At 68.9% G+C, this 21,690-nt stretch carries 19 protein-coding genes; 11 read left to right on the top strand and 8 right to left on the bottom strand.

Annotation, left to right across the window (positions count from 1 at the left end):
* The first annotated feature begins 9 nt into the window (after window positions 1-9).
* Window positions 10-1,542 carry a cytochrome b/b6 domain-containing protein gene (locus ACWAUG_RS02025; RefSeq protein WP_460800854.1) on the top strand — a complete coding sequence of 511 codons (1,533 nt, stop codon included), beginning with the start codon at window positions 10-12 and terminating at the stop codon, window positions 1,540-1,542.
* A 59-nt stretch (window positions 1,543-1,601) separates the two neighbouring features.
* On the opposite strand, the gene ACWAUG_RS02020 is transcribed toward ACWAUG_RS02025, so the two are convergent.
* Window positions 1,602-2,111, bottom strand: coding sequence for a GNAT family N-acetyltransferase (locus ACWAUG_RS02020; protein WP_298039530.1), 510 nt, complete (start codon window positions 2,109-2,111; stop codon window positions 1,602-1,604).
* 108 nt (window positions 2,112-2,219) lie between these two features.
* Between ACWAUG_RS02020 and ACWAUG_RS02015 the strand changes: the two genes are divergently transcribed.
* From ACWAUG_RS02015 to rocD, 4 genes are all read left to right on the top strand, one after another.
* Entirely contained in the window at window positions 2,220-2,780 is a 561-nt protein-coding gene (locus tag ACWAUG_RS02015) for a thioesterase family protein (protein ID WP_298039532.1), read from the top strand.
* Window positions 2,781-2,854: 74 nt separating this feature from the next.
* Entirely contained in the window at window positions 2,855-6,466 is a 3,612-nt protein-coding gene (locus ACWAUG_RS02010; protein WP_460800851.1) for a proline dehydrogenase family protein, read from the top strand.
* A 150-nt stretch (window positions 6,467-6,616) separates the two neighbouring features.
* Window positions 6,617-7,492, top strand: a complete 876-nt coding sequence (gene ddaH, locus ACWAUG_RS02005) for a dimethylargininase (RefSeq protein WP_460800849.1) — start codon at window positions 6,617-6,619, stop codon at window positions 7,490-7,492.
* A complete protein-coding gene (rocD, locus tag ACWAUG_RS02000; RefSeq protein ID WP_460800847.1) occupies window positions 7,489-8,658 on the top strand; it encodes an ornithine--oxo-acid transaminase in 1,170 nt (389 codons plus the stop codon). The genes ddaH and rocD overlap by 4 nt, the downstream gene beginning before the upstream one ends.
* Window positions 8,659-8,691: 33 nt before the next feature.
* On the opposite strand, the gene ACWAUG_RS01995 is transcribed toward rocD, so the two are convergent.
* The 3 genes from ACWAUG_RS01995 to ACWAUG_RS01985 form a co-directional block, all read right to left on the bottom strand.
* Window positions 8,692-10,572 carry a BCCT family transporter gene (locus ACWAUG_RS01995; RefSeq protein ID WP_460800846.1) on the bottom strand — a complete coding sequence of 627 codons (1,881 nt, stop codon included), beginning with the start codon at window positions 10,570-10,572 and terminating at the stop codon, window positions 8,692-8,694.
* A gap of 67 nt (window positions 10,573-10,639) precedes the next feature.
* Complete coding sequence (locus ACWAUG_RS01990) at window positions 10,640-11,965, bottom strand: MFS transporter (RefSeq protein WP_460800844.1); 1,326 nt, start codon at window positions 11,963-11,965, stop codon at window positions 10,640-10,642.
* A 5-nt stretch (window positions 11,966-11,970) separates the two neighbouring features.
* The gene (locus ACWAUG_RS01985; protein WP_460800842.1) at window positions 11,971-12,411 is read right to left on the bottom strand and encodes a MarR family winged helix-turn-helix transcriptional regulator; all 441 of its coding nucleotides are present in this window, start codon (window positions 12,409-12,411) and stop codon (window positions 11,971-11,973) included.
* 42 nt (window positions 12,412-12,453) lie between these two features.
* On the opposite strand from ACWAUG_RS01985, the gene ACWAUG_RS01980 reads away from it, so the two are divergent.
* From ACWAUG_RS01980 to ACWAUG_RS01965, 4 genes are read left to right on the top strand one after another with little or no spacing between them, the layout of a single operon-like run.
* On the top strand, window positions 12,454-13,197 hold the full coding sequence (locus ACWAUG_RS01980; RefSeq protein WP_460800840.1) for a copper homeostasis protein CutC: 744 nt from the start codon (window positions 12,454-12,456) through the stop codon (window positions 13,195-13,197).
* A gap of 33 nt (window positions 13,198-13,230) precedes the next feature.
* Complete coding sequence (locus tag ACWAUG_RS01975; RefSeq protein ID WP_460800839.1) at window positions 13,231-14,094, top strand: alpha/beta fold hydrolase; 864 nt, start codon at window positions 13,231-13,233, stop codon at window positions 14,092-14,094.
* A 38-nt stretch (window positions 14,095-14,132) separates the two neighbouring features.
* On the top strand, window positions 14,133-15,182 hold the full coding sequence (locus tag ACWAUG_RS01970; RefSeq protein WP_460800837.1) for a lipoate--protein ligase family protein: 1,050 nt from the start codon (window positions 14,133-14,135) through the stop codon (window positions 15,180-15,182).
* Entirely contained in the window at window positions 15,179-16,201 is a 1,023-nt protein-coding gene (locus tag ACWAUG_RS01965) for a DNA-methyltransferase (RefSeq protein WP_460800835.1), read from the top strand. The genes ACWAUG_RS01970 and ACWAUG_RS01965 overlap by 4 nt, the downstream gene beginning before the upstream one ends.
* A gap of 68 nt (window positions 16,202-16,269) precedes the next feature.
* Here the strand turns inward: ACWAUG_RS01965 and ACWAUG_RS01960 are convergent, their stop codons facing one another.
* Together ACWAUG_RS01960 and ACWAUG_RS01955 are read right to left on the bottom strand one after the other, a co-directional pair.
* The gene (locus ACWAUG_RS01960) at window positions 16,270-17,586 is read right to left on the bottom strand and encodes a TRAP transporter large permease (protein WP_460800833.1); all 1,317 of its coding nucleotides are present in this window, start codon (window positions 17,584-17,586) and stop codon (window positions 16,270-16,272) included.
* Window position 17,587: 1 nt separating this feature from the next.
* Window positions 17,588-17,785, bottom strand: coding sequence for a hypothetical protein (locus ACWAUG_RS01955; RefSeq protein ID WP_298039558.1), 198 nt, complete (start codon window positions 17,783-17,785; stop codon window positions 17,588-17,590).
* A 23-nt stretch (window positions 17,786-17,808) separates the two neighbouring features.
* Here ACWAUG_RS01955 and manD point away from each other — a divergent pair, with 23 nt between their 5' ends.
* Window positions 17,809-19,047, top strand: coding sequence for a D-mannonate dehydratase ManD (gene manD, locus ACWAUG_RS01950; RefSeq protein WP_460800831.1), 1,239 nt, complete (start codon window positions 17,809-17,811; stop codon window positions 19,045-19,047).
* Window positions 19,044-19,547, top strand: coding sequence for a gluconokinase (locus tag ACWAUG_RS01945; protein ID WP_460800830.1), 504 nt, complete (start codon window positions 19,044-19,046; stop codon window positions 19,545-19,547). The genes manD and ACWAUG_RS01945 overlap by 4 nt, the downstream gene beginning before the upstream one ends.
* Window positions 19,548-19,648: 101 nt before the next feature.
* On the opposite strand, the gene galE is transcribed toward ACWAUG_RS01945, so the two are convergent.
* Together galE and galK are read right to left on the bottom strand one after the other, a co-directional pair.
* Window positions 19,649-20,626: a UDP-glucose 4-epimerase GalE gene (gene galE / locus ACWAUG_RS01940; RefSeq protein ID WP_460800828.1), complete on the bottom strand. Its 978-nt coding sequence runs from the start codon at window positions 20,624-20,626 to the stop codon at window positions 19,649-19,651.
* Between the two features lie 31 nt (window positions 20,627-20,657).
* On the bottom strand, window positions 20,658-21,690 hold a 1,033-nt coding region (galK, locus tag ACWAUG_RS01935; protein WP_460800826.1), incomplete at its 5' end, for a galactokinase.

The raw sequence follows: 21,690 nt of genomic DNA, 5'->3' as shown, positions 1-21,690 counted from the left end.
GCGGATGTTGTGGCGGCAGAGGGTTTCGACTCCTTCGACGATCAGCCCGTGCAGGCCCCGGCTCCTGAGGTCGCGGCTGAGGCTCCGGCGGTCCAGGCCGCCGCGGCTGTCGCCGCTCCGGTCGTGTCGCGAGCCGAGCGAGCCGAAACCGTCGCTTCACCGACCGTCGCGCTCCGTCGGGGACTGCCGCGCACGCCCGGCGGCGAGCCGTGGCCTCCGGCCGATGCGGGTGCTCGGGCCGTCGTCGATCCCGTCGCAGTCCAGCCGATCTCGGCGGCTTCGTCGGTCAACGACCCGGAGGCCGCGCCCGCCGCAGAGCCGCTGGTGGCTGAGCGGGTGGAACGCGTCGAGGTCGCTGTGCCGTCCGGCATCGCTCTGCGCCGCGGCCTTCCGCGCACGCCGGGCGGAGAGCCGTGGCCTCCGGCCGATGCGGTTGCGACTGTTGCGGTCGTGCCCGTCGCCGCGACCGAACCTGCCTCTGCTTCCTCGGAGGCAGTGGTCGCGGCATCCGAGGCGCCGTCGACTCCGGGCACCGATATCAGTGTTCCGCTGCCCTTCCAGCGCACGGTCTGGCAGGGGGATGCGCCGCGTCATGGTGCTCCGGCTCCCGAGCCGGTGCGGCACGGCCCCTTCACGAAGGGGCAGTGGGCGGGCGTCGTCGTCATCGGCGGCATCGCGCTGCTGGGAGCGGCCGCGATGGCGGTGTTCTTCGTCCGCTGGCTGCTGAGCACCACGCCGCTGCAGGACTTCCTGACGACCTACCCGGGCGAGTACCACCTGCCCGAGGGTGCGCCGGTCGGCTTCCCCGGCTGGCTCGGATGGCAGCACTTCTTCAACGTGTTCCTCATGGTCCTGATCATCCGGTCGGGACTGAGGATTCGTACTGAGAAGCGTCCGACGGCGTTCTGGACTCCGCGCGGAAAATCCTCGGGCAAGGTCAGCCTGACGATCTGGTTCCACCAGTCGCTCGACATCCTCTGGCTCGTCAACGGCGTCGTGTTCATCGTGCTGCTGTTCGCCACCGGGCAGTGGATGCGGGTGATCCCCACCAGCTGGGAGGTCTTCCCGAACGCGCTCTCGGCGATCCTGCAGTACATCTCGTTGGACTGGCCGACCGAGAACGGGTGGGCGAACTACAACTCCGTGCAGCAGATCGCCTACTTCACGACGATCTTCATCGCGGCGCCGCTGGCGGCTGTGACCGGATTCCGGATGAGCGGGATGTGGCCGAAGAAGGCCGAGAAGCTCAGCAAGGCGTACCCGATCGAGTGGGCGCGTGCCGTGCACTTCCCGGTCATGCTGTACTTCGTCGTGTTCATCGCGATCCACGTGTTCCTCGTATTCGCGACGGGTGCGCTGCGCAACCTCAACCACATGTTCGCCGCCCAGGGGTCGGTCGACCCGACGGCCTACGCCGATAACTGGACCGGATTCTGGTTCTTCGTCGCATCCCTCGTCGTGATCGCCGCGGCGTGGGTCGCCGCCCGGCCGATGGTCCTCGCGCCGATCGCGAAGCTGTTCGGAACGGTCAGCAGCCGCTGAGACATAGAAATTGCGCTGGTGCGCCGCCCGAGGGCGGCGCACCAGCGCATTCGTGTTGGTCAGGGGCGGACGAACCGCACCTCGGTGAGCGTCTCTCCGAGGAAGGGCTCGGTGTGCTTCGCGCCATCGAGGTGGAAGCCGTTGCGATCGTAGAAGCGGTGGGCGCGCGGGTTGTCTTCTGCAACCCACAGGTAGAGGGGCTCGTCCTGCTCGACGGCGGCATCGAAGAGCCGCTTGCCGAGGCCGGTGCCCTGGTAGGCCTCGAGCAGGTAGATGAAGTACAGCTCGCGGAACGCCGGGGCGTCCTTGTCGCGGGCGGGACCGGAACCGACGAACCCGACGATCTCGCCATCGGCGAGGGCGGCGTGCATCTTGAAGTCGGGGCCCTGCGCGGCCCAGTTCGTCCACAGCTCGGCCATGCGCCGGGGCGACACCTTCTCGAGGGCCGCGGTGCTGATCAGATGATCGTAGGTCTCGTGCCAGCACGCGGCGTGCACGCGGCCGAGGGCTTCGGCATCGACATCACGGACCGGACGGACAATGATTTCAGGCTGGGCATCATCGCTCATGCGGCGACTCTACGCGCGGCCCCCGCGAAGACGAAATCGGGGGAGGGTGCTGTGCGAATCCCACAACGGAGTTCGGAGGACTGTGGCCGATGACTACGATCGTCCTTCGTGAACGTGATCTGGCGAACCCTGCTCGTGATGTGGAAGGCGCAGCGACGACTGCGCCGTGAGGGGCGCATCGAACCGACGGCGATCGGGCGGGTGAGCGCACGCACATTGCTCACCGACATCGACCTGCTGCGCCACATGAACAACGGCCGCTACCTGTCGCTGTTCGACCTGGGCCGATGGGACCTGTTGATCCGCACGGGCATGGCCGATGTCATGAAGCGCGAGGGCTGGTACGCCGTGGTGTCGTCCGAGACGATCACGTTCCGCAAATCTCTGCAGCTCTGGCAGCGCTTCGACATCGAATCGCGCCTGCTCGGCCACGACGACACCGCGATCTATCTCGAGCATCGGGCCGTCGTGGACGGAGAGATCTACACACGAGTCCTCGTGCGCGCCCGCATGCTCAAGCGCACGGGCGGCACGGTCACGCACGATGAGCTCTTCGCCGCGGTGGGCCGCCCCGAGGGGCTGCCGGACGTCGAGGCCTGGGTGCACGAGTGGGCGGCGGCATCCGCTCTGCCCTCGACCCGCGCCCAGGCTCCCAGCATCTGGAGCTGACCCGCGGGATTCCGCCTGAAGAAGGTGGAGTGTGTCACCCCGGCGAGCGGCGGCCGCGCTCGTAGGCTGAGCACATGTCAGAGTCCGTCTCCCTCATCGATTCCTCGATCGATCTCGCCCGGCGCTGGATCGCCGAGGCGGCCGATGCGGAGACCGACCCGGCGGCTGCGCGTCTGGCCGATGTTCTGCAGGATCCGAACGGCCTGTCCTTCACCCTCGGATTCGTCGATGGCGTGATGCGCCCCGAGTCTCTGGGGGCTGCCGCGGCGCAACTGCAGCGGATCGCGCCGATCGTGCCGGAGTTCCTGCCCTGGTACCTGCGCGGAGCCGTGCGCGTCGGCGGCGGCATCGCGCCCGTGCTGCCCGCGCCGACTGTTCCGATCGCCCGTCGGGTGCTGCGCGAGATGGTGGGCCACCTCGTCGTCGATGCCCGCCCGGCCAAGCTCGGCGCGGCGATCGAGAGGCTGCGTGCGGACGGGGCCCGGCTCAACCTGAACCTCCTCGGCGAAGCCGTGCTCGGGGAGAGCGAGGCGCAGCGCCGCCTCGACGGCATCCATGATCTGATCCGCCGCGATGACGTCGACTACGTCTCCGTCAAGGTCTCGGCGATCATCAGCCGCATCTCGATGTGGGCGTTCGACGACGTCGTGGACGCCGTGGTCGACAGGCTCACACCCCTTTACGTCACAGCCGCGAAGACCGGCACGTTCATCAATCTCGACATGGAGGAGTACCGCGATCTCGATCTGACGATCGCCGTTTTCACCCGAATCCTCGAGGATCCGCGCCTTCTGACGCTCGAGGCTGGCATCGTTCTGCAGGCGTATCTCACGGATTCGCTCAGTGCGCTCCGCGAGCTCACCGCCTGGGCGCGCGATCGCATCCAGCGCGGAGGCGCACCGATCAAGGTGCGCCTCGTCAAGGGAGCGAACCTCGCCATGGAGCGGGTGGATGCCGTGATGCACGGGTGGCCGCAGGCCACCTACGAGACCAAACTCGACACGGATGCGAACTACCTGCGGATGCTGGATGCCGCGCTGACGCCGGAGAACATCGCCGCGGTGCGCATCGGTGTCGCCGGTCACAACCTGTTCGGCATCGCGCACGCCTGGCTGCTCGCGGGGGAGCGGGGTGTGCGCGACGGCGTCGATTTCGAGATGCTGCTCGGCATGGCTCAGGGGCAGGTTCAGGCGGTTTCCCGCGAGGTCGGACCGGTTCTGCTGTATGTCCCGGTCGTGAAGCCCGAGGAGTTCGACGTCGCGATCAGCTACCTCGTGCGCCGGCTCGAGGAGAACGCCCAGTCCGAGAACTTCCTGTCTGCGGCCTTCCACCTGCATGAGGACGGGCGCCTTTTCGACCGGGAGCGCGACCGGTATCGACGAGCGGTCGAACGCTCGACGGATGCGACGCTGAGGACGGCTCCTCAGCGCATCCAGGACCGCTCCGCCCCCGTGCACGAGTCCCTCCGGCCGGCACCGGTCACCACGGCGGACGACGGAGACCTCACCCGCACCGTGCTGGGGATCGCGCGCGGTTCGCAGGCCTCCGGCATGTATGTCGAGACGGCCGTCTACGCGCGCCGCGAGGGCGATACGACCGTGGGCGGCGCCCCGGGCTTCATGAACGCGGCCGACAGCGATCCCGCACTCCCCGCGAACCGCGAATGGGCGCGCGGCATCCACGCGCGCATCGCCGATTCGCGGATCGGCGCGTCCACGCTGCGCGCGGCGCGCATCGAGGACGCCGATGCTCTGGACGCGGCCGTCGCACGCGCTCGCACGGCATCCGCCGTCTGGGGGTCGCATCCCGCGGCGGAGCGCGCCGAGGCCCTCCTGCGCGCCGCCGCCGCCCTCGAATCGCGGCGCGGGGAACTCATCGAGGTCGCAGCATCCGAGACCGGCAAGGTGCTCCGCGAGGCCGACATCGAGGTCAGCGAAGCCGTCGACTTCGCCCGCTATTACGCCGCGAAGGCCCGTGAGCTCGACAGCATCCCCGGGGCCGCCTTCGAGCCGGCCCGTGTCACGCTCGTGGCGCCGCCGTGGAACTTCCCCCTCGCGATCCCCGCCGGAGGCGTGCTCGCGGCGCTCGCCGCGGGGTCGACCGTGCTGCTCAAACCCGCGCCGCAGGCACGGCGCTGTGCGGCCGTCGTCGCGGAGGCGCTGTGGGAGGCGGGCGTTCCTCGCGATGTGCTCCAGCTCCTCGACGTCGACGAGGATGAGCACGGACGCGCTCTCGTCGAGCATGACAGCATCGATCGCGTCATCCTCACCGGGTCGTGGGAGACGGCCGAGCTTTTCCGCTCCTGGCGCCCCGACCTGCCGCTCCTCGCCGAGACGAGCGGCAAGAACGCCATGATCATCACGCCGTCGGCCGATCTCGACCTGGCGGTCGCCGATCTCGTGCAGAGCGCCTTCGGGCACGCCGGGCAGAAGTGCTCGGCGGCATCGCTCGCGATCCTCGTCGGTCCGGTGGGGAGGTCATCGCGCTTCGCCCGTCAGCTGGTGGATGCCGTGCGCTCGCTGCGCGTCGGATGGCCCGAAGACCCTCGCGCGGACGTCGGCCCCGTCATCGAACGCCCGCGGGGCAAGCTCGCCTGGGCCCTGCGCGAACTGGAGGGCGATGAGCGGTGGCTGATCGCGCCGGAACCCGTCGCCGGCGATGAGACCGGCCGGCTCTGGCACCCGGGTGTGCGGGTGGGCGTGCAGCCCGGAACGCGCTTCCACCGGGAGGAGTTCTTCGGCCCGGTGCTCGGCGTCATGCACGCACCCTCCCTCAGCCACGCGATCGAGATGCAGAACGCCGTCGAGTACGGCCTCACCGCCGGACTGCACACGCAGGACCCGGATGATCTCGCGCAGTGGCTCAGCGCCGTGCAGGCGGGGAACCTCTACGTCAACCGTGGGATCACGGGAGCGATCGTGCAGCGCCAGCCCTTCGGCGGCTGGAAGAAGTCGTCGGTCGGCGCCGGTGCCAAGGCCGGTGGCCCGAACTATCTCATCGGACTCGGCACGTGGCGCTCGCGCAGCGGCGGGCACGCCTCGAGCACGCTGCACCTGCGCGGTCTCGACACCCGCATCACGGATCTCATCGAGGCGGCCCAGCCATCGCTCGACTTCGAGAGCTTCGAATGGCTGCGACGGTCGGCCCTGGCGGATGCCGTGGCCTGGGACCGCGAGTTCGGACAGGTGCGCGACGTTTCGCAGCTGGGCATCGAGCGCAACCTCTTCCGCTACCGTCCGGTGCCGGTGATGATCCGTGCGAGCGGCGACGCCGGCTGGCACGAGCTGCTGCGCGTCGTGATCGCCGCTATCCGCGCCGGATCCGGGTACTTCCTCTCCACACCGGTCGGTCTTCCCGCCGAGGTGCGGCATGTGCTCTCCGAGCTCGGCACCCTCGTCGCCGTCGAGAGCGACGACGAGTGGATCGCCCGCATGGTCACCGCGCGGGATGTGTCGGACGGCTCCCGTCCCGGACGGGTGCGCCTCGTCGGCTCACGGGCGGCCGTGGCATCCGCCCGACGCGCCGTCGCGACCGCACTGGACGGTGACCCGGGACTCGCCGTGTACGACGGCGAGGTCACCTCGGCCGGCCGGATCGAGCTGCTGCCGTTCGTTCAGGAGCAGGCGATCTCGATCACCGCGCACCGTTTCGGCACCCCGGACGACTGGAGCGCCGGAGTCATCTGACCCGCGCCGTGCTGGCCCTCGAGGGTCTGCGGATGTCAGAATATGGGTGGCGTGTCCGTGTCGCATCTTCCCCGCTCGCCTCGTGAGCGACGGGTCGAACTTCCGCCGGGCCCCTGGACAGCGTCCGCCGCAACTCTTCTGAGGAGCACGATGTCGACGCCCGAGATGACCACTGACCGGCCCGCAGCACAGCGCACGGCGCACCGCCGCCGCTACCTGATGTGCCGGCCTGAGCACTTCACGGTCAGCTACACGATCAACCCGTGGATGGAACCCGCGAGGCCGACCGACACAGCCCGGGCACTCGCCCAGTGGCAGACGCTCTACGACCTGTACCGCGAGCTCGGCCACGAGGTCGAGCTCATCGAACCGCTCGCCGGATATCCCGACATGGTGTACACCGCCAACGGCGGATTCGTCATCGACGGCCGCGCCTACGTGCCGAAGTTCCGTTTCGTCGAGCGCGCCGGTGAGGCTCCCGCGTTCGCCGAGTGGTTCCGCGCCGCCGGATTCGACACCGTCGAACCACACGAGGTCAACGAGGGGGAGGGGGACTTCCTCCTCGCCGGCGATACGATCCTCGCCGGCAGCGGCTTCCGATCCACGGATCACAGCCACCGCGAGGTCGGTGAGGTCTTCGGCCGCGAGGTGGTCTCGCTGAAGCTCGTCGACCCGCGCTTCTACCACCTCGACACCGCGCTCACCGTGCTCGATCCCGTCGTCGCACCCGGGAAGACCCCCGGCATCGCCTACCTGCCCGGAGCCTTCGATGCGGCCGGGCGCGCGATCCTCGAGGAGCGCTTCCCGGACGCCATCCGCGTCGCCGACGCCGACGGTGCGGTGTTCGGGCTGAACTCCGCCAGCGACGGATACAACGTCATCATCTCGCCGCGCGCCACCGGCTTCGAGGCGCAGCTGCGCGAACGCGGATACAACCCGATCATGATCGATCTGTCCGAGCTGCTGCTCGGCGGCGGCGGCATCAAGTGCTGCACGCTGGAACTGCGCGGGACGGAGCAGGCATGAGCCACGTCGCCGAGAACTACCACCCGTTGCCCGTGACGATCGCCTCCGGCGAGGGCGCCTGGGTCACCGATACCGCCGGCAAGCGCTACCTCGACCTGCTCGCCGCTTACTCCGCAGTGAACTTCGGGCACCGGCATCCCGATCTCATCGCCACCACGACCGAGCAGCTCGGGCGCATCACGCTCACCAGCCGAGCCTTCGACAACGACCGCCTCGAGTCGTTCGCCGAGGCCCTCGCGCGCCTGTGCGGCAAGGAACTCGTGCTGCCCATGAACACCGGTGCGGAAGCCGTCGAGACCGGCATCAAGGTCGCCCGCGCCTGGGGGTACCGCCTCAAGGGGATCGCGCCGGACGCCGCGCGCATCGTCGTCGCCGCCGGAAACTTCCACGGGCGCACGACGACCATCGTCAGCTTCAGCGACGACGACGCGGCGCGGGTGGGCTTCGGGCCCTTCGCCCCGGGGTTCGATCGGGTTCCCTTCGGAGATGCGGATGCCCTCGCCGCCGCCATCACGGACGACACTGCGGCCGTGCTCGTCGAACCCATTCAGGGCGAGGCGGGCGTCATCATCCCGCCCGAAGGGTATCTGCGCCGCATCCGCGATATCTGCGATGAGCGCAACGTCCTGTTCATCGCCGACGAGATCCAGGCCGGCCTCGGACGCGTCGGGGAGACCTTCGCCTGCGACCGCGAGGGCGTCGTGCCCGATCTGTATCTGCTGGGCAAGGCCCTCGGCGGCGGCATCCTGCCGGTGTCGGCTGTCGTCGGCGACCGCGATGTGCTCGGCGTCATCCGCCCGGGGGAGCACGGCTCCACTTTCGGCGGCAACCCGCTCGCGGCGGCCGTCGGCCTCAAGGTCGTCGAGATGCTCGAGACGGGGACGTTCCAGGAACGGGCCCGGATGCTGGGCGAGCACCTCGCGGCCGGACTGCAGAAGCTCGTGGGACAGGGCGTCACCGCCGTGCGGGTCGCGGGCCTGTGGGCCGGAGTCGACATCGATCCGGCGATCGGCACGGGCCGCGAGGTGAGCGAACGGCTGATGAAGCGCGGCGTGCTCGTCAAGGACACCCACGGGCAGACGATTCGCATCGCCCCGCCGCTGGTGATCCGCGCGACCGAGATCGACTGGGCGCTCGAGCAGCTGCGCGTCGTGCTCGCCGACTGACCGGTTCCGCAGACGCGGGCGCGACTGCGCCGCTCAACGCACGGCGGGGGTGTCGTCCTCACCGTGCTCGGGGATGTCCGGATCATCGTGCGCGGAGAGCTCATCCGACGACACGAGCTCGTCGACGTCGAGCATCGCGGGCCCGGCGTCCGCCCGGCTCTCGGCCGTGAGCAGTTCGGTGGGGATGCGGATCGGCGTGGTCGGAGCCACCGGGAGGCCGAGGCGCTTCTGCAGGTTGCGCATCCAGCGCGGCTGCGCGCCGAGCACGCCCGCAGCGTCGCGGGACTCGACCTCGAGACCGTAGTAGTCGCCGATCTTGTCGATGAGCTGCGCCCGTTCTGCTCGGGCGTAGGCGCGGCGTTCGCGGGTGAACGCGACAATCGTCGACCAGCAGATCAGCAGCATGACGACGCTGAACGGCAGGGCTATCGTGATCGCCGCGGTCTGCAGGGCGGTGAGGCCGCCGGCCAGGAGCAGGGCGATCGCGAGCGCCGCGGTCACCGCGACGAAGAAGGTGCGGATCCAGCGCTTCGGGTTCTGCTGACCGCCCGTGGCGATCATACCCATCACGAGGGCGCCTGAGTCGGCCGAGGTGATGAAGAAGATCGCGATCAGCAGCACGGCGCCGAGGCTGATCACGGCCGTTCCCGGCACGTGCTGCAGTAGCTGGAACAGCGCGCCCTGCAGATCGACGCCGCCCTCCGGCGTCGTCAAGGTGCCCGGGTTGGCGAGTTCCAGGGCGAGGGCCGATCCGCCGAGCACCGAGAACCACAGGATGCCGATGAGGGTCGGAACGAGGATGACTCCGGCGACGAACTCGCGCACCGTGCGACCCTTCGAGATGCGGGCGATGAAGATGCCGACGAAGGGCGCCCAGGAGATCCACCAGCCCCAGTAGAACGATGTCCACCCGGCCTGCCACTCCTCGCCGGCGACGCCCTGGAAAGCGCTGACGTTGAACGAGAGGCCCACGAAGTTCTGGATGTAGTAGCCGATCGACTGGACGAAATCGCGCAGCAGGAACTGGCTCGGGCCCATGACGAGGAGGTAGACCACCAGCATCCCGGCCATGACGAGGTTGATGTTCGACAGCCACTTCATGCCCTTGGTGACGCCGGAGAGGACGGAGGCGAGCACGAACACGGAGATGATGAGGATGATCACGACCTGCGTGCCCTCTGTCGGCTGGGCGAGGCCCGCGACGTCGAGGCCCGCGCTGATCTGCAGCACGCCGATGCCGAGCGAGGTCGCGACGCCGAACAGCGTGCCGACGAGCGCGATCACATCGATCGTGTGTCCCCAGCCGCCCTCGACGCGCTTGCCGAGCAGAGGCTCGAGCGTCCAGCGGATCGAGATCGGCCGGCGCCGGCGGTGGATCGCGTAGGCGAGGGCCAGCCCGATCACGACGTAGATCGACCAGGCGTGCACGCCCCAGTGCAGGTAGGTCTGTCCGAGCGCGGCCTGGGCGAGCTGCTCGGGGGTGCCGGTGACACCGGGGCGCGGGTTGACGAAGTGGCTGAGCGGTTCGCTGACGCCGTAGAAGACGAGCCCGATGCCCATGCCCGCGGCGAACAGCAGCGAGAACCAGCTGAGCATCGAGAACTCGGGCTCGTCGTCATCCTTGCCGAGCTTGATGTCGCCGAAGCGGCTGAAGCCGAGATACAGGCTGATTGCGACGAACACCACGGCGATGAGCACGTAGTACCAGCTGAAGGCGTTGACGATCGTCGTCTGGATCGTGAGGAACAGGCTCTCGGCGATGCCCGGTGCGATGAGCGTGAACGCGACGAACGCGATGATGATCGCGGCTGCCGGCCAGAACACCCAGCGCTGCACCGGTGGCAGAGACCGCCGTCCGGTCGAAGTGGCGGATGCCGCGGCATCCCGATTCGTGACTTCCCCCGCGTCGGTCATGCCACAACCGTAGCGATAAGCAGCCCCCGGTGTCAGCACCGATCTCGGTGCGCGGCGCGACGACCGCTCAGCGGTCCTTCGGAAGACGGATCGGCGACGTCGATGCGGCGACCTCGTCGCTGAACTCCACCGGGTCGGGGCGCACCACCGAGAGGGGCATCGTCTCATCCAGCGTGAGTCGGAAGCGGGAGTCCTCTCGCCGCCGGAGGCGCCCGGAGAACATGATCCAGCTGAGGCCCACGGCCATCGCCGCGATGCCGGCGATGCCGCCCACGAGGATCGCGACGCGCGGGCTCGCGGCGTCGGTGATCCAGCCGGCGATCGGCGCTCCGATCGGGGTGGACCCCATCACGACGGCCATGTAGAGCGCGAGGACGCGTCCGCGCAGCGCCGGATCGGTCGTCGTCTGCACATAGCCGTTCGCCGTCGTGAGCGTGGTGACGGTCGTGAATCCCACGAAGACGAGCAGAGTCGCGTAGGTGGCGTAGCTCGGCATCCACGAGGAGACGATGGATGCGACGCCGAAGCCGCCCGCGGCGATGATGAGCACGCGCACCCGGGCGCGATCGCGCCGCGCGGCGAGCAGCGCGCCCGCGAGGGAGCCGATCGCGAGCACCGAGCTGAGGAGGCCATACCCGTCGGCGTCCCGGCCGAACTCCAGCGCCATGGTCGAGGCGAAGATGGGGAAGTTCATGCCGAAGGCGCCGATCAGGAACACCATGACGAACACGACCTTCAGGTCGCTGCGCCCCCACACGTAGCGGAAGCCTTCGGCGAGGCCGCTGCGCCCCGCACTCTTCACCCGGGGGTTGAGCTCTGCGGTGCGCATCATCAGGAGGGCGATGAGCATTGCGAGGAAGGTCGCCGCGTTGAGGACGAACACCCAGCCGGTTCCGACCGCGATGATGAGTACGCCGCCGACCGCAGGTCCGATGAGTCGGGCCATGTTGAACGATGCCGATCCCAGGGCGACCGCGTTCGAAGCATCCGCCAGCGACACGGTGTCGGAGACGAAAGCCTGACGTGCGGGGGCATCGAACGCGTTTGTCATCCCGAAGGCGAGTGCGAAGCAGTACATCAACGGCAGCGTCATCACATCGGTGAGCAGAAGAGCCGCGATGCCGAGGGCGAGCAGCATCAGCACGGACTGCGTCACGAGCAGGATCTTGCGCCGGTCGAAGCGGTCGGCGACCCAGCCGGTCAGGCTGACGAGCACGAGGGGAGGGCCGAACTGCAGCGCCATGGTGAAGCCCATGGCGGTCGCGTCGTTGTCGGTGAGCTGGGTGAGCACGACCCAGTCCTGGGCGGTCGCCTGCATCCATCCGCCGACGTTCGAGATCAGACCGCCGATGAACCAGGTGCGGTAGTTGAAGCTGCGGAAAGATCGGAACATGCCGCTCATCGCTCGGCCACCTTCCTCATCAGGGCGGATGCGGTCTGCAGGGTGCGCAATTCGTCGTCGGTGAAATCGCACTCCTGCAGGGCGTCGGCGAGAGCCGAATCGCGTTTGTCGACGGTGGCGGCGACGATGTCGAGGCCGGATGCCGTGATCTCGATGTTGACGCGGCGCCGGTCGTTCTCATCGGGGACGCGAAGGAGGAGACCGGCTTCGGCGAGCGCATCGACGGAGTTCGACATGGTGGGGGCGCTCACCCGCTCGCGCTGAGCGAGCTCGCCGATGGACAGGCGGCCGTGCAGGCGGAGATTGGCGAGCACGGCGAACTGCGCATCGCTCAGGCCATCGGCGGCGCGTTCGCGGCGCAGGCGGCGGGCGAGGCGGAACGTCGACAGGCGCAGATCGGTCGCGGTCGAGTGGAGCAGATCATCCGATTCAGTCATTACTTAGGTAGTCTAACTAAGTTTTCCGATGGAGGGGGCAGAATGGATGCCGTGAACATCGCCCTCGAACTCGCCGTCCAGGACCCCGCCGGAGTGCGCATCGCCCGGGAGGTCGGCGCCGCCCGCGTCGAACTCACCCAGGCCCTCGCCCTCGGAGGACTCACTCCCTCCGCCGCCGCCCTCGAGCTCGCGCTCGCCGCAGCGGGGGAGAGCGGCCCCGAGATCCACGTGCTCATCCGACCCCGTGCCGGAGGATTCCACTACGACGCCGACGAGATCGCCCTCTCCGTGCGCGACGTCGAACTCGCCGTGCAGGCCGGTGCCCACGGCGTCGTCGTCGGAGCCCTCGACGCCGCCGGCAACCTCGACCTCGACGCCGTCGCCCGCCTCCGCGATGCCGCAGGCGAAGCATCCGTCACCCTGCACCGCGCCATCGACGTCACCGCCGATCCCGTAGCCACCCTCGACGCCGTGATCGGACTCGGCCTCGGTCGCGTCCTCACCTCCGGAGGAGCATCCGCCGCCATCGACGGAGTCGAGACCCTCCGCCGCATGGTCGAGGTCGCCGACGGACGCATCGAGATCATGGCCGGATCCGGCGTGAACGCCGCAGGTGCCGCAGCCATCGCCGCAACCGGCGTCGACGCGCTGCACTTCTCCGCCAAGCGCACCGTCACCGCCGGCGACAGCGGCGTGCGCATGGGATCCGCATCCGACGGCGTCGGCGGATACGAGGTCACCGACCGCGACGCCGCCTTCGCGATGCGCACCGCCCTGGGACTGTGACGGTCGGACCAGCACGTTTGTAGACTCGCAAGCATGCCCACCACTTCAGAGTTCACCGACGCGCACGGCGTCACGATCGTCTACGACGTCCACGCCGCAGACGGCGAGCCGCGCGGCATCGTGCAACTCCTCCATGGCGTCGGCGAGCACGCCGGACGCTACGGCGCCGTCATCGACGCCCTCACCCGCGACGGATTCATCGTCTATGCCGACGACCACCGCGGGCATGGCCGCACCGGCATCCGCCAGCACGGCGGCCCCGATAAGCTCGGCCGACTCGGCACCGGCGGACTGCGCGCAGCGAAGGAAGCCGTCTGGCAGCTGACCGGCATCATCCGCACCGAGCACCCTGATCTGCCCCTCGTGCTGCTCGGACACTCCTGGGGATCCTTCCTCGCGCAGATGCTCGTCAACGACCACCCCGACGCCTGGGATGCCGTGGTCCTCACCGGGTCTGCCCGACGCACGCCGCGCGACCTCAACGCCGCGCCGCTGAACGCCCGGTGGGAGGGCTCCGAAGCCACCGGGTACGAATGGCTCAGCCGCGACCCCTCCGTCTGGGCGGCGTTCGACGACGACCCGCTCACGACCAACGTCCCGCTGCTGAAGCTGTTCGGCCCGATCCAGGCGCTCAAGCTCTACGGGAGGCCGAAGAAGGACCTCGCCGCGCAGCGCGACGTGCCCCTGCTGCTCATGGTCGGCCGCGACGACCCTGTCGGCGGAGCCCACAGCGTGCACAAGCTGGCCGACGACTACCGGCAGCGCTCCGGATACACCGATGTCACGACGCTCGTCTACCCCGACGCCCGCCACGAGATCTTCAACGAGATGCAGCAGCAGCAGGTGCGAGCCGACCTCCTCGCCTGGCTCGACAAGCACATCGCCCGGCGCGACTGACCCCGGCCGTCCGCGCCCGGCCGCGTTAAGCTGGAGGCATGCACGGTGAGTACAAGGTCCCCGGTGGAAAGCTCGTGGTCGTCGACGTCGAGGTGACGGACGGACGCCTCAGCGACTTCCGCCTCGCCGGAGACTTCTTCCTCGAGCCCGATTCCGCCCTCGAGGACATCAACGCCGCGGTCAACGGACTGCCCGCCGAAACAGACGCCACGACGATCGCGAAGACCGTGCGGGCCGCGCTCCCCGAGGGGGCGCAACTGCTCGGATTCACACCCGAGTCGGTCGGCACCGCCGTGCGCCGCGCACTCGTCACCGCCCCCGGATGGCGCGACTTCGACTGGGAGATCGTGCATGAGAAGGCCGTCTCGCCGCGCATGAACCTCGCCCTCGACGAGGTGCTCACCGCCCGTGTCGGCGAAGGCCGCCGCCGCCCGACCCTGCGCATCTGGGAATGGGAGGAATCCGCGGTCGTCATCGGATCCTTCCAGTCGTACCGCAACGAGGTCGACCCCGAAGGCGCCGCCAAGCACGGCTTCGACGTCGTCCGCCGCATCTCCGGCGGGGGCGCGATGCTCATGGCCGCCGGGCAGATCATCACGTACTCGCTCTACGTCCCGGCATCCCTCGTGCAGGGGATGACGTTCGCCGACTCCTACGCCTTCCTCGACGACTGGGTGCTCCACGCCCTGCGCGAGGTCGGGATCGACGCGACCTACCAGCCGCTCAACGACATCGCCAGCCCCACCGGCAAGATCGGCGGCGCCGCGCAGAAGCGCCTCGCCAACGGCGGAGTGCTGCACCACGCGACCATCTCGTACGACATCGACGGCGAGATGATGACCGAGGTGCTGCGCATCGGGCGCGAGAAGCTCAGCGACAAGGGGACGACCTCCGCCGCGAAGCGCGTCGACCCGCTGCGCACCCAGACCGGACTCAGCCGCGCCGAGATCATCGAGAGCTTCAAGAAGACGTTCCGGGCTCTCACCGACGCCGAGGACAGCGCGATCACCGCGGACGAGTACGCCGATGCCGAAGCGCTCGTCTCCTCGAAGTTCTCCACCGACGCGTGGTTGCGTCGCGTTCCGTGACCGACATCTCCACTGAGGCGGCCGCAGCCGCTGAGCCCACCCCGGGCGCCGTCACCGTCATCCACGGCGACAACCTCGCCGCTGCGCGTGCGCTACCCGATGCCTCCTTCACGCTCGTCTACCTCGACCCGCCCTTCAACACGGGGCGGACGCGGGAGCGGCAGGTCGTCACGGCCCGCCGCACGCGCCCGGTCGATCCTGCGGCTTCGGCTGATCCTTCTCGCACAACTCAGGAGAAACAGGCGGAAACCGCCGTCTCGGCGGCCGAATCCCGTGGTTCCGGCGAAGATCTCCGGAGTTCTGCAGAGGGTGGCGAGGAACCTGCGCCCGCCCCGAAGGAGATCCGCCACGGTTTTCACGGCCACCAGTACGAGCGGGTGCGCGGAATCCTGCGCACCTACGACGACCGCTTCGACGACTACGGCGACTTCCTCATGCCGCGGCTCGAAGAGGCCTGGCGCCTCCTCGCCGACGACGGCACCCTGTACCTGCACCTCGACTACCGTGAGGCGCACTACGCGAAGGTCATGCTCGACGCCGTCTTCGGTCGGGACTGCTTCCTCAACGAACTGATCTGGGCGTACGACTACGGCGCGAAGTCGCGCAGCCGCTGGCCCACCAAGCACGACACGATCCTCGTCTACGTGAAGACCCCCGGCGGGCACGTGTTCAACGCCGATGACATCGACCGCGAGCCGTATATGGCGCCGGGGCTCGTCACTGCGGAGAAGGCCGCTCGTGGCAAGCTCCCCACCGACGTCTGGTGGCACACGATCGTGCCGACGACGGGACGTGAGAAGACCGGTTATCCGACGCAGAAGCCCGAGGGGATCCTGCGCCGCATCGTGCAGGCGTCCAGCCGACCGGGGGACCGGGTGCTCGACCTGTTCGCCGGCAGCGGCACGACCGGGGCGGTCGCCTCGGCCTTCGGGCGTGATGCGGTGCTCGTCGACGACAACCCCGAGGCGATCCGGGTGATGCAGCAGCGGATCCCGCATGCGCTGGTGACGGTGCTCTGAGGTAGTACGACGAAGAGGAGCACCACCCGTTCCGGGCAGTGCTCCTCTTCGCTGCATCGGAGTCGATGTCACATGAGACCGAGCACAGTGGGCAGCCAGGTCGAGATGGCGGGCACGAACGTGACGATCAGCAGGCCGACGCACAGGGCCCAGAAGAAGGGCCACAGCCGTCGGATGACGCCCTCGATCCGAACGCCGCCGACTCGTGCGGCGACGAAGAGGTTGTTGCCGATCGGTGGGGAGATGTTGCCCAGGCACATGTTGAAGACCATCATCGCGCCGAAGTGGATCGGGTCGACGCCGAGTGAGGTGACCACCGGCAGGAAGATCGGCGTGAAGATGAGGATCGCCGGTGTCGGGTCCATGACGGTTCCGGCGAGGAGCAGGATGACCATGATGATGAGCAGGACGACGAACACGTTGTCGGTGAACCCGAGCAGGCCGCTGGTGATCATCTGGGGCAGGCGGGCGAAGGCGAGCACCCAGCCGAGGATGCCGGAGACGCCGATCAGCAGCATGATGATGTCGGTGACCTTCGAGGCTTCGAGCACGATGCGCGGGAGCGCCGAGACCTTGAGCGAGCGCTGCGCGAAGCCGAGCACCAGCGAATACAGCACGGCGATGACGGCGGACTCCGTCGCGGTGAAGAAGCCCAGCAGGATGCCGCCGATGACGACGACGATCATGAGCAGCGCCGGGACGGCCTTGAGGAAGACGATCGCGGCCTGACCGAGCGTCGGCCGCTCGGCGTTGACGGCCCGCAGCTCGGGGTGCTTCTTGGCGTACAGTGCGACGACCGTGACGCAGACGAGGGCCCAGATGAGTCCGGGGCCGACGCCGGCCATGAACAGGGCTGCGATCGACGTGCTCGAGACGAGCGAGTAGATGATGAAGGTGTTGCTCGGCGGCAGCAGCATTCCGGCGGGTGACGCCGCGGCGTTGACCGCTGCGGAGAAGTAGGGGTCGTACTTCTCGCGTCGCATGCGAGGTGTGAGCACGGTGCCGACGGCTGCGGCCGAGGCGACGGACGCTCCGGAGACGGCACCGAACATGGTGTTCGCGACGACGGTGGTCTGCGCCAGGGAGGCCGGGAGGCGTCCGGCGATGACGAGCGCGAGGTCGATGAGTCGCGCCGCTATGCCCCCGGTGTTCATCAAACCGCCGGCGAGCACGAAGAAGGGTATCGCGAGCAGGGCGAACGAGTTGCTGCCGGCGAAGATGCGCTGCGCCGAAGTCATGGCGGCGCCGTTCCAATCGCCGAGGAGGATGCCCACGGCGAGCATGGAGGGCAGCCCCATCGCGATGGCGACCGGCAATCCGATGGCGATTCCCACGGCGATGCCGCCGATGAGCACGATGCTGGCGATGATCGTCAGAGTGTCCATGTCAGACGGCCTCCGCGTTCTCGTCGATCTCGGCAATCGGGGCGACGGAGCCGGCGAGGATGCCGATGATGTGCGCCACGGAGTAGAAGAGGATGATGACTCCGGCGATGGGGAGCACGAGGTAGACCTGTCCGAGGGAGACGGGCAGCGTGGAGCTCGCCTGGTTCCAGGACCCGGAGGACAGCCGCGACCCACGCACTGATCGATACCACTGGAGGAATCATGATCATCGACAAGGCAGAGGTCATCGTCACCAGCCCTGACCGCAACTTCGTCACGCTCAAACTGACGACCGCCGAGGGCCTCACCGGCCTCGGCGACGCGACGCTGAACGGCCGCGAACTGGCGGTCGTCGCCTACCTGCAGGAGCACGTCGTCCCGCTGCTGATCGGCGCCGATGCCGCGCGCATCGAGGACACCTGGCAGTTCCTGTACCGCTCGTCGTACTGGCGCCGTGGCCCGGTCACGATGGCCGCGATCGCCGCCGTCGACATGGCGCTGTGGGACATCAAGGCGAAGGCCGCCGGCATGCCGCTCTACCAGCTGCTGGGCGGAGCATCCCGCGAGGGGCTGCTCGCCTACGGCCACGCATCCGGCAAGGAGCTGCCCGAGCTGTTCGACTCGATCCGCTCGCACCAGGAGCAGGGCTACCGCGCGATCCGCGTGCAGACCGGCGTCCCCGGGCTCAAGGCCATCTACGGCATCGCATCGCAGTCGGTCGACACCGGCGGCGGCGAGGCCCGCTACGACCACGAGCCCGCCCGCCGCGGCGCCAAGCCCGTGCAGGAGGACTGGGACACCCGCGCCTACCTCAACCACCTCCCCGGCGTCTTCGAGGCCGTGCGCAACGAGTTCGGCCCCGACATCCCGCTGCTGCACGACGGGCACCACCGCATGACGCCGCTGCAGGCCGCCAAGCTCGGCAAGTCGCTCGAGCCGTACGACCTGTTCTGGCTCGAGGACTGCACCCCGGCCGAGAACCAGGAGGCGCTCAAGCTCGTGCGCCAGCACACCACCACACCGCTCGCGATCGGTGAGATCTTCAACACCGTCTGGGACTTCAAGGACCTCGTGCGCGATCAGCTCATCGACTACGTGCGCGGCGCGGTCACCCACATGGGCGGCATCACCCCGCTGAAGAAGACGATGGACTACGCGGCGATCTACCAGATCAAGTCCGGCTTCCACGGCCCGACCGACATCTCGCCGGTCGGCATGGCCGCGCAGATGCACCTGGGCCTGGCGATCCACAACTTCGGCATCCAGGAGTACATGCAGCACGGGGCGAAGAGCGACCAGGTCTTCCAGCAGTCCTTCACCTGGCGGAACGGACTCCTCCACCCGGGCGAGAAGCCGGGCATCGGCGTCGAGCTCGACGTCGATGAGGCGGGCAAGTACCCGTACGAGCAGGCGTACCTGCCCTACAACCGGCTCGCTGACGGAACGGTGCACGACTGGTGAGCGCCCACGTCCCGCAGATCTGCGTCATGGGGGTGTCGGCGGCGGGCAAGTCCACCGTCGGCATCGCCCTCGCCGAGACGCTGGCCGTGCCGTTCGTCGACGCCGACTCGCTGCATCTGGAATCGAACCGCACCAAGATGGCCGCGGGAACACCTCTTACGGATGACGACCGCTGGCCCTGGCTGGATGCCGTCGGCGCCGAGTACGCCCAGGCGGGGGCATCGGGGCTGGTGATGGCGTGCAGCGCGCTGAAACGCGTCTACCGTGACCGTATCCGCGCTGCTGCGCCCGGGGTCGTCTTCGTGCACCTCGGAGGCCCGCGCGAGCTGCTTCTCGAGCGCGCCACTGCCCGCACGGATCACTTCATGCCGTCGTCGTTGCTGGACTCGCAGCTCGACACGCTCGAGCCGCTCGGCGACGACGAGCTCGGCGTCGCCGTGACCGTCGACCGTACTCCCGCGATGCTCGTGTCGGAGATCATCGAGCGCCTACGCGCCTGACTCCGGCTCGCCCCGTCGGCGTTCCCGTCGCACTTTCTGTCGTCGCGCAGCGCGACACTCCGACAGGAAGTGCGACGGGAGCAGGGAGAGCGCCGCCGGGGTCAGGACGCGTTGCGGCGGGCCTCCCAGCCGGTGCGCACCATCTCGTCGACGCTGTAGCGCATCTTCCAGTCGAGGTCGCGGGCGGCGAGTTCACCGGTGGCGACGATGCGGTCGGGGTCGCCGGCGCGGCGCGGGCCGATCTCGGGGGTGAAGTCGATGCCGGTGACGCGCACCATGGCGTCCATGATCTGCTTCACGCTCAGACCATCGCCCGAACCGAGGTTGTAGGCGGCCTCGATCGACTGGCCCGATGCCAGGCGCTTCGCCGCCTCGACGTGCGCTGCGGCGATGTCGCCGACGTGCACGTAGTCGCGCACGTTGGTGCCGTCCTCGGTGTCGTAGTCGTCGCCGAAGATCGCCGGGGTCTCGCCCGCGATCAGCTTCTCGAAGACGATCGGGAACAGATTGTGCGGGCTGACGTCGTAAACCGACGGGTCGGCGGAGCCGACCACGTTGAAGTAGCGCAGCGACGTGTGGCGCAGCGGCGCGTCGGAGTCGGCCGTGGCGATGGCCTGATCGCGCAGCATCCACTCGCCGATGAGCTTCGACTCGCCGTAGGGGCTCGCCGGCTTCTTGGCGGTGTCCTCGACGACCAACGGCACATCGGGGGTGCCGAAGACCGCCGCCGACGAGGAGAACACGATGTTCGAGACGCCGACGGCCTGCATCGCCTCGAGGATCACCCGGGTGCCCTCGACGTTCTGCGCGTAGGTGTGCAGCGGACGGTTCACCGAGACTCCGGCGTACTTGAAGCCCGCGACGTGGATCACGCCCTCGACGTCGTGCTCGCGCAGCGCCTTCTCGACCAGCTCGCGATCGAGGATGCTGCCCGAGACGAAGGGCACGCCCTCCGGAACGAACGAGCCGACGCCGCTCGAGAGGTCATCGAGAACGACGGGGGACAGCCCCGCGTCCGCGAGTGCGCGCACGACATGGGCTCCGATGTAGCCGGCTCCGCCGGTGACGATCCAGGACATGGGTCTCCTCAGTTCGTTTCGATCGATTCTGTCAGCTGTCGCGGCGTGCGCCGTCGGCGGGGGTGACCGTGAAGATGTTCGGGGCGGCGAAGCCCTTCTCCGCGAAGGCGGCGGTGACCGCATCCGTCACATCCTGCACCGCGGACTGCTCGATCAGGGCGATCGCCGCGCCGCCGAATCCGCCGCCGGTCATGCGTGCGCCGATGGCGCCGTTCGCGAGCGCGGTCTCGACCGCGGTGTCGAGCTCGGGGACCGAGATCTCGAAGTCGTCGCGCATCGAGGCATGGGATGCGACGAGCAGATCGCCGATCGACCGGGCGCCGTTCTCGCGCAGAGTCTGCACGGTGTCGAGGACCCGCTGATTCTCGGTGACGACGTGGCGCACACGGCGGAAGGTGACGTCGTCCATGAGGCCTTCGGCGCGGGCGAGGTCGTCGACCGACACATCGCGCAGCGAGGGAACGCCCATGATCGCCGCGCCCCGCTCACAGGCCGCACGGCGCTCGCCGTACCCGCCGGTGGAGTGGGCGTGCTTCACACGCGTGTCCATGACGAGGATCGCCAGGCCCGCCTCGGCGACTCCGACCGAGACCAGGTTCGCGTCGAGCGAGCGGCAGTCGAGGAAGATCGCCGAGTCGGCCTCGCCGAGCATCGACGCCATCTGATCCATGATGCCGGTGGGGGCGCCGACGGCCTCGTTCTCGGAGCGGCGTCCGATGCGGGCGAGTGCGGTGCGATCGAGGCCCGCGTTCCACAGATCGTTCAGGGCGGATGCCGTGGCGCCCTCGATCGCGGCGGAGGAGCTGAGCCCGGCCCCGACGGGAACATCGGAGGCGATCGCGATGTCGACACCGGTGCCCGTCGCGCCGGCGAGCTGCAGCGCCCAGGCGACGCCGAGCGGGTAGGCGGCCCACTCCTCGACGGCCAGCTCGCTGCCGGTCGGGGTCGGGAACAGCGTCTGGAGCTCATCGAGGGAGACCTCGACCGCGTCGTGCGTGAACGTGGAGGCGACGCGGATACGGCCGTCGTCGCGGGTTCCGACGGCGGCGTAGGTGCGGTGCGGG

Source organism: Microbacterium sp. GXF6406 (genome assembly GCF_054798215.1).
Note: the sequence above shows the minus strand (reverse complement) of the source record. Positions and strands in the feature narration are given on the sequence as shown.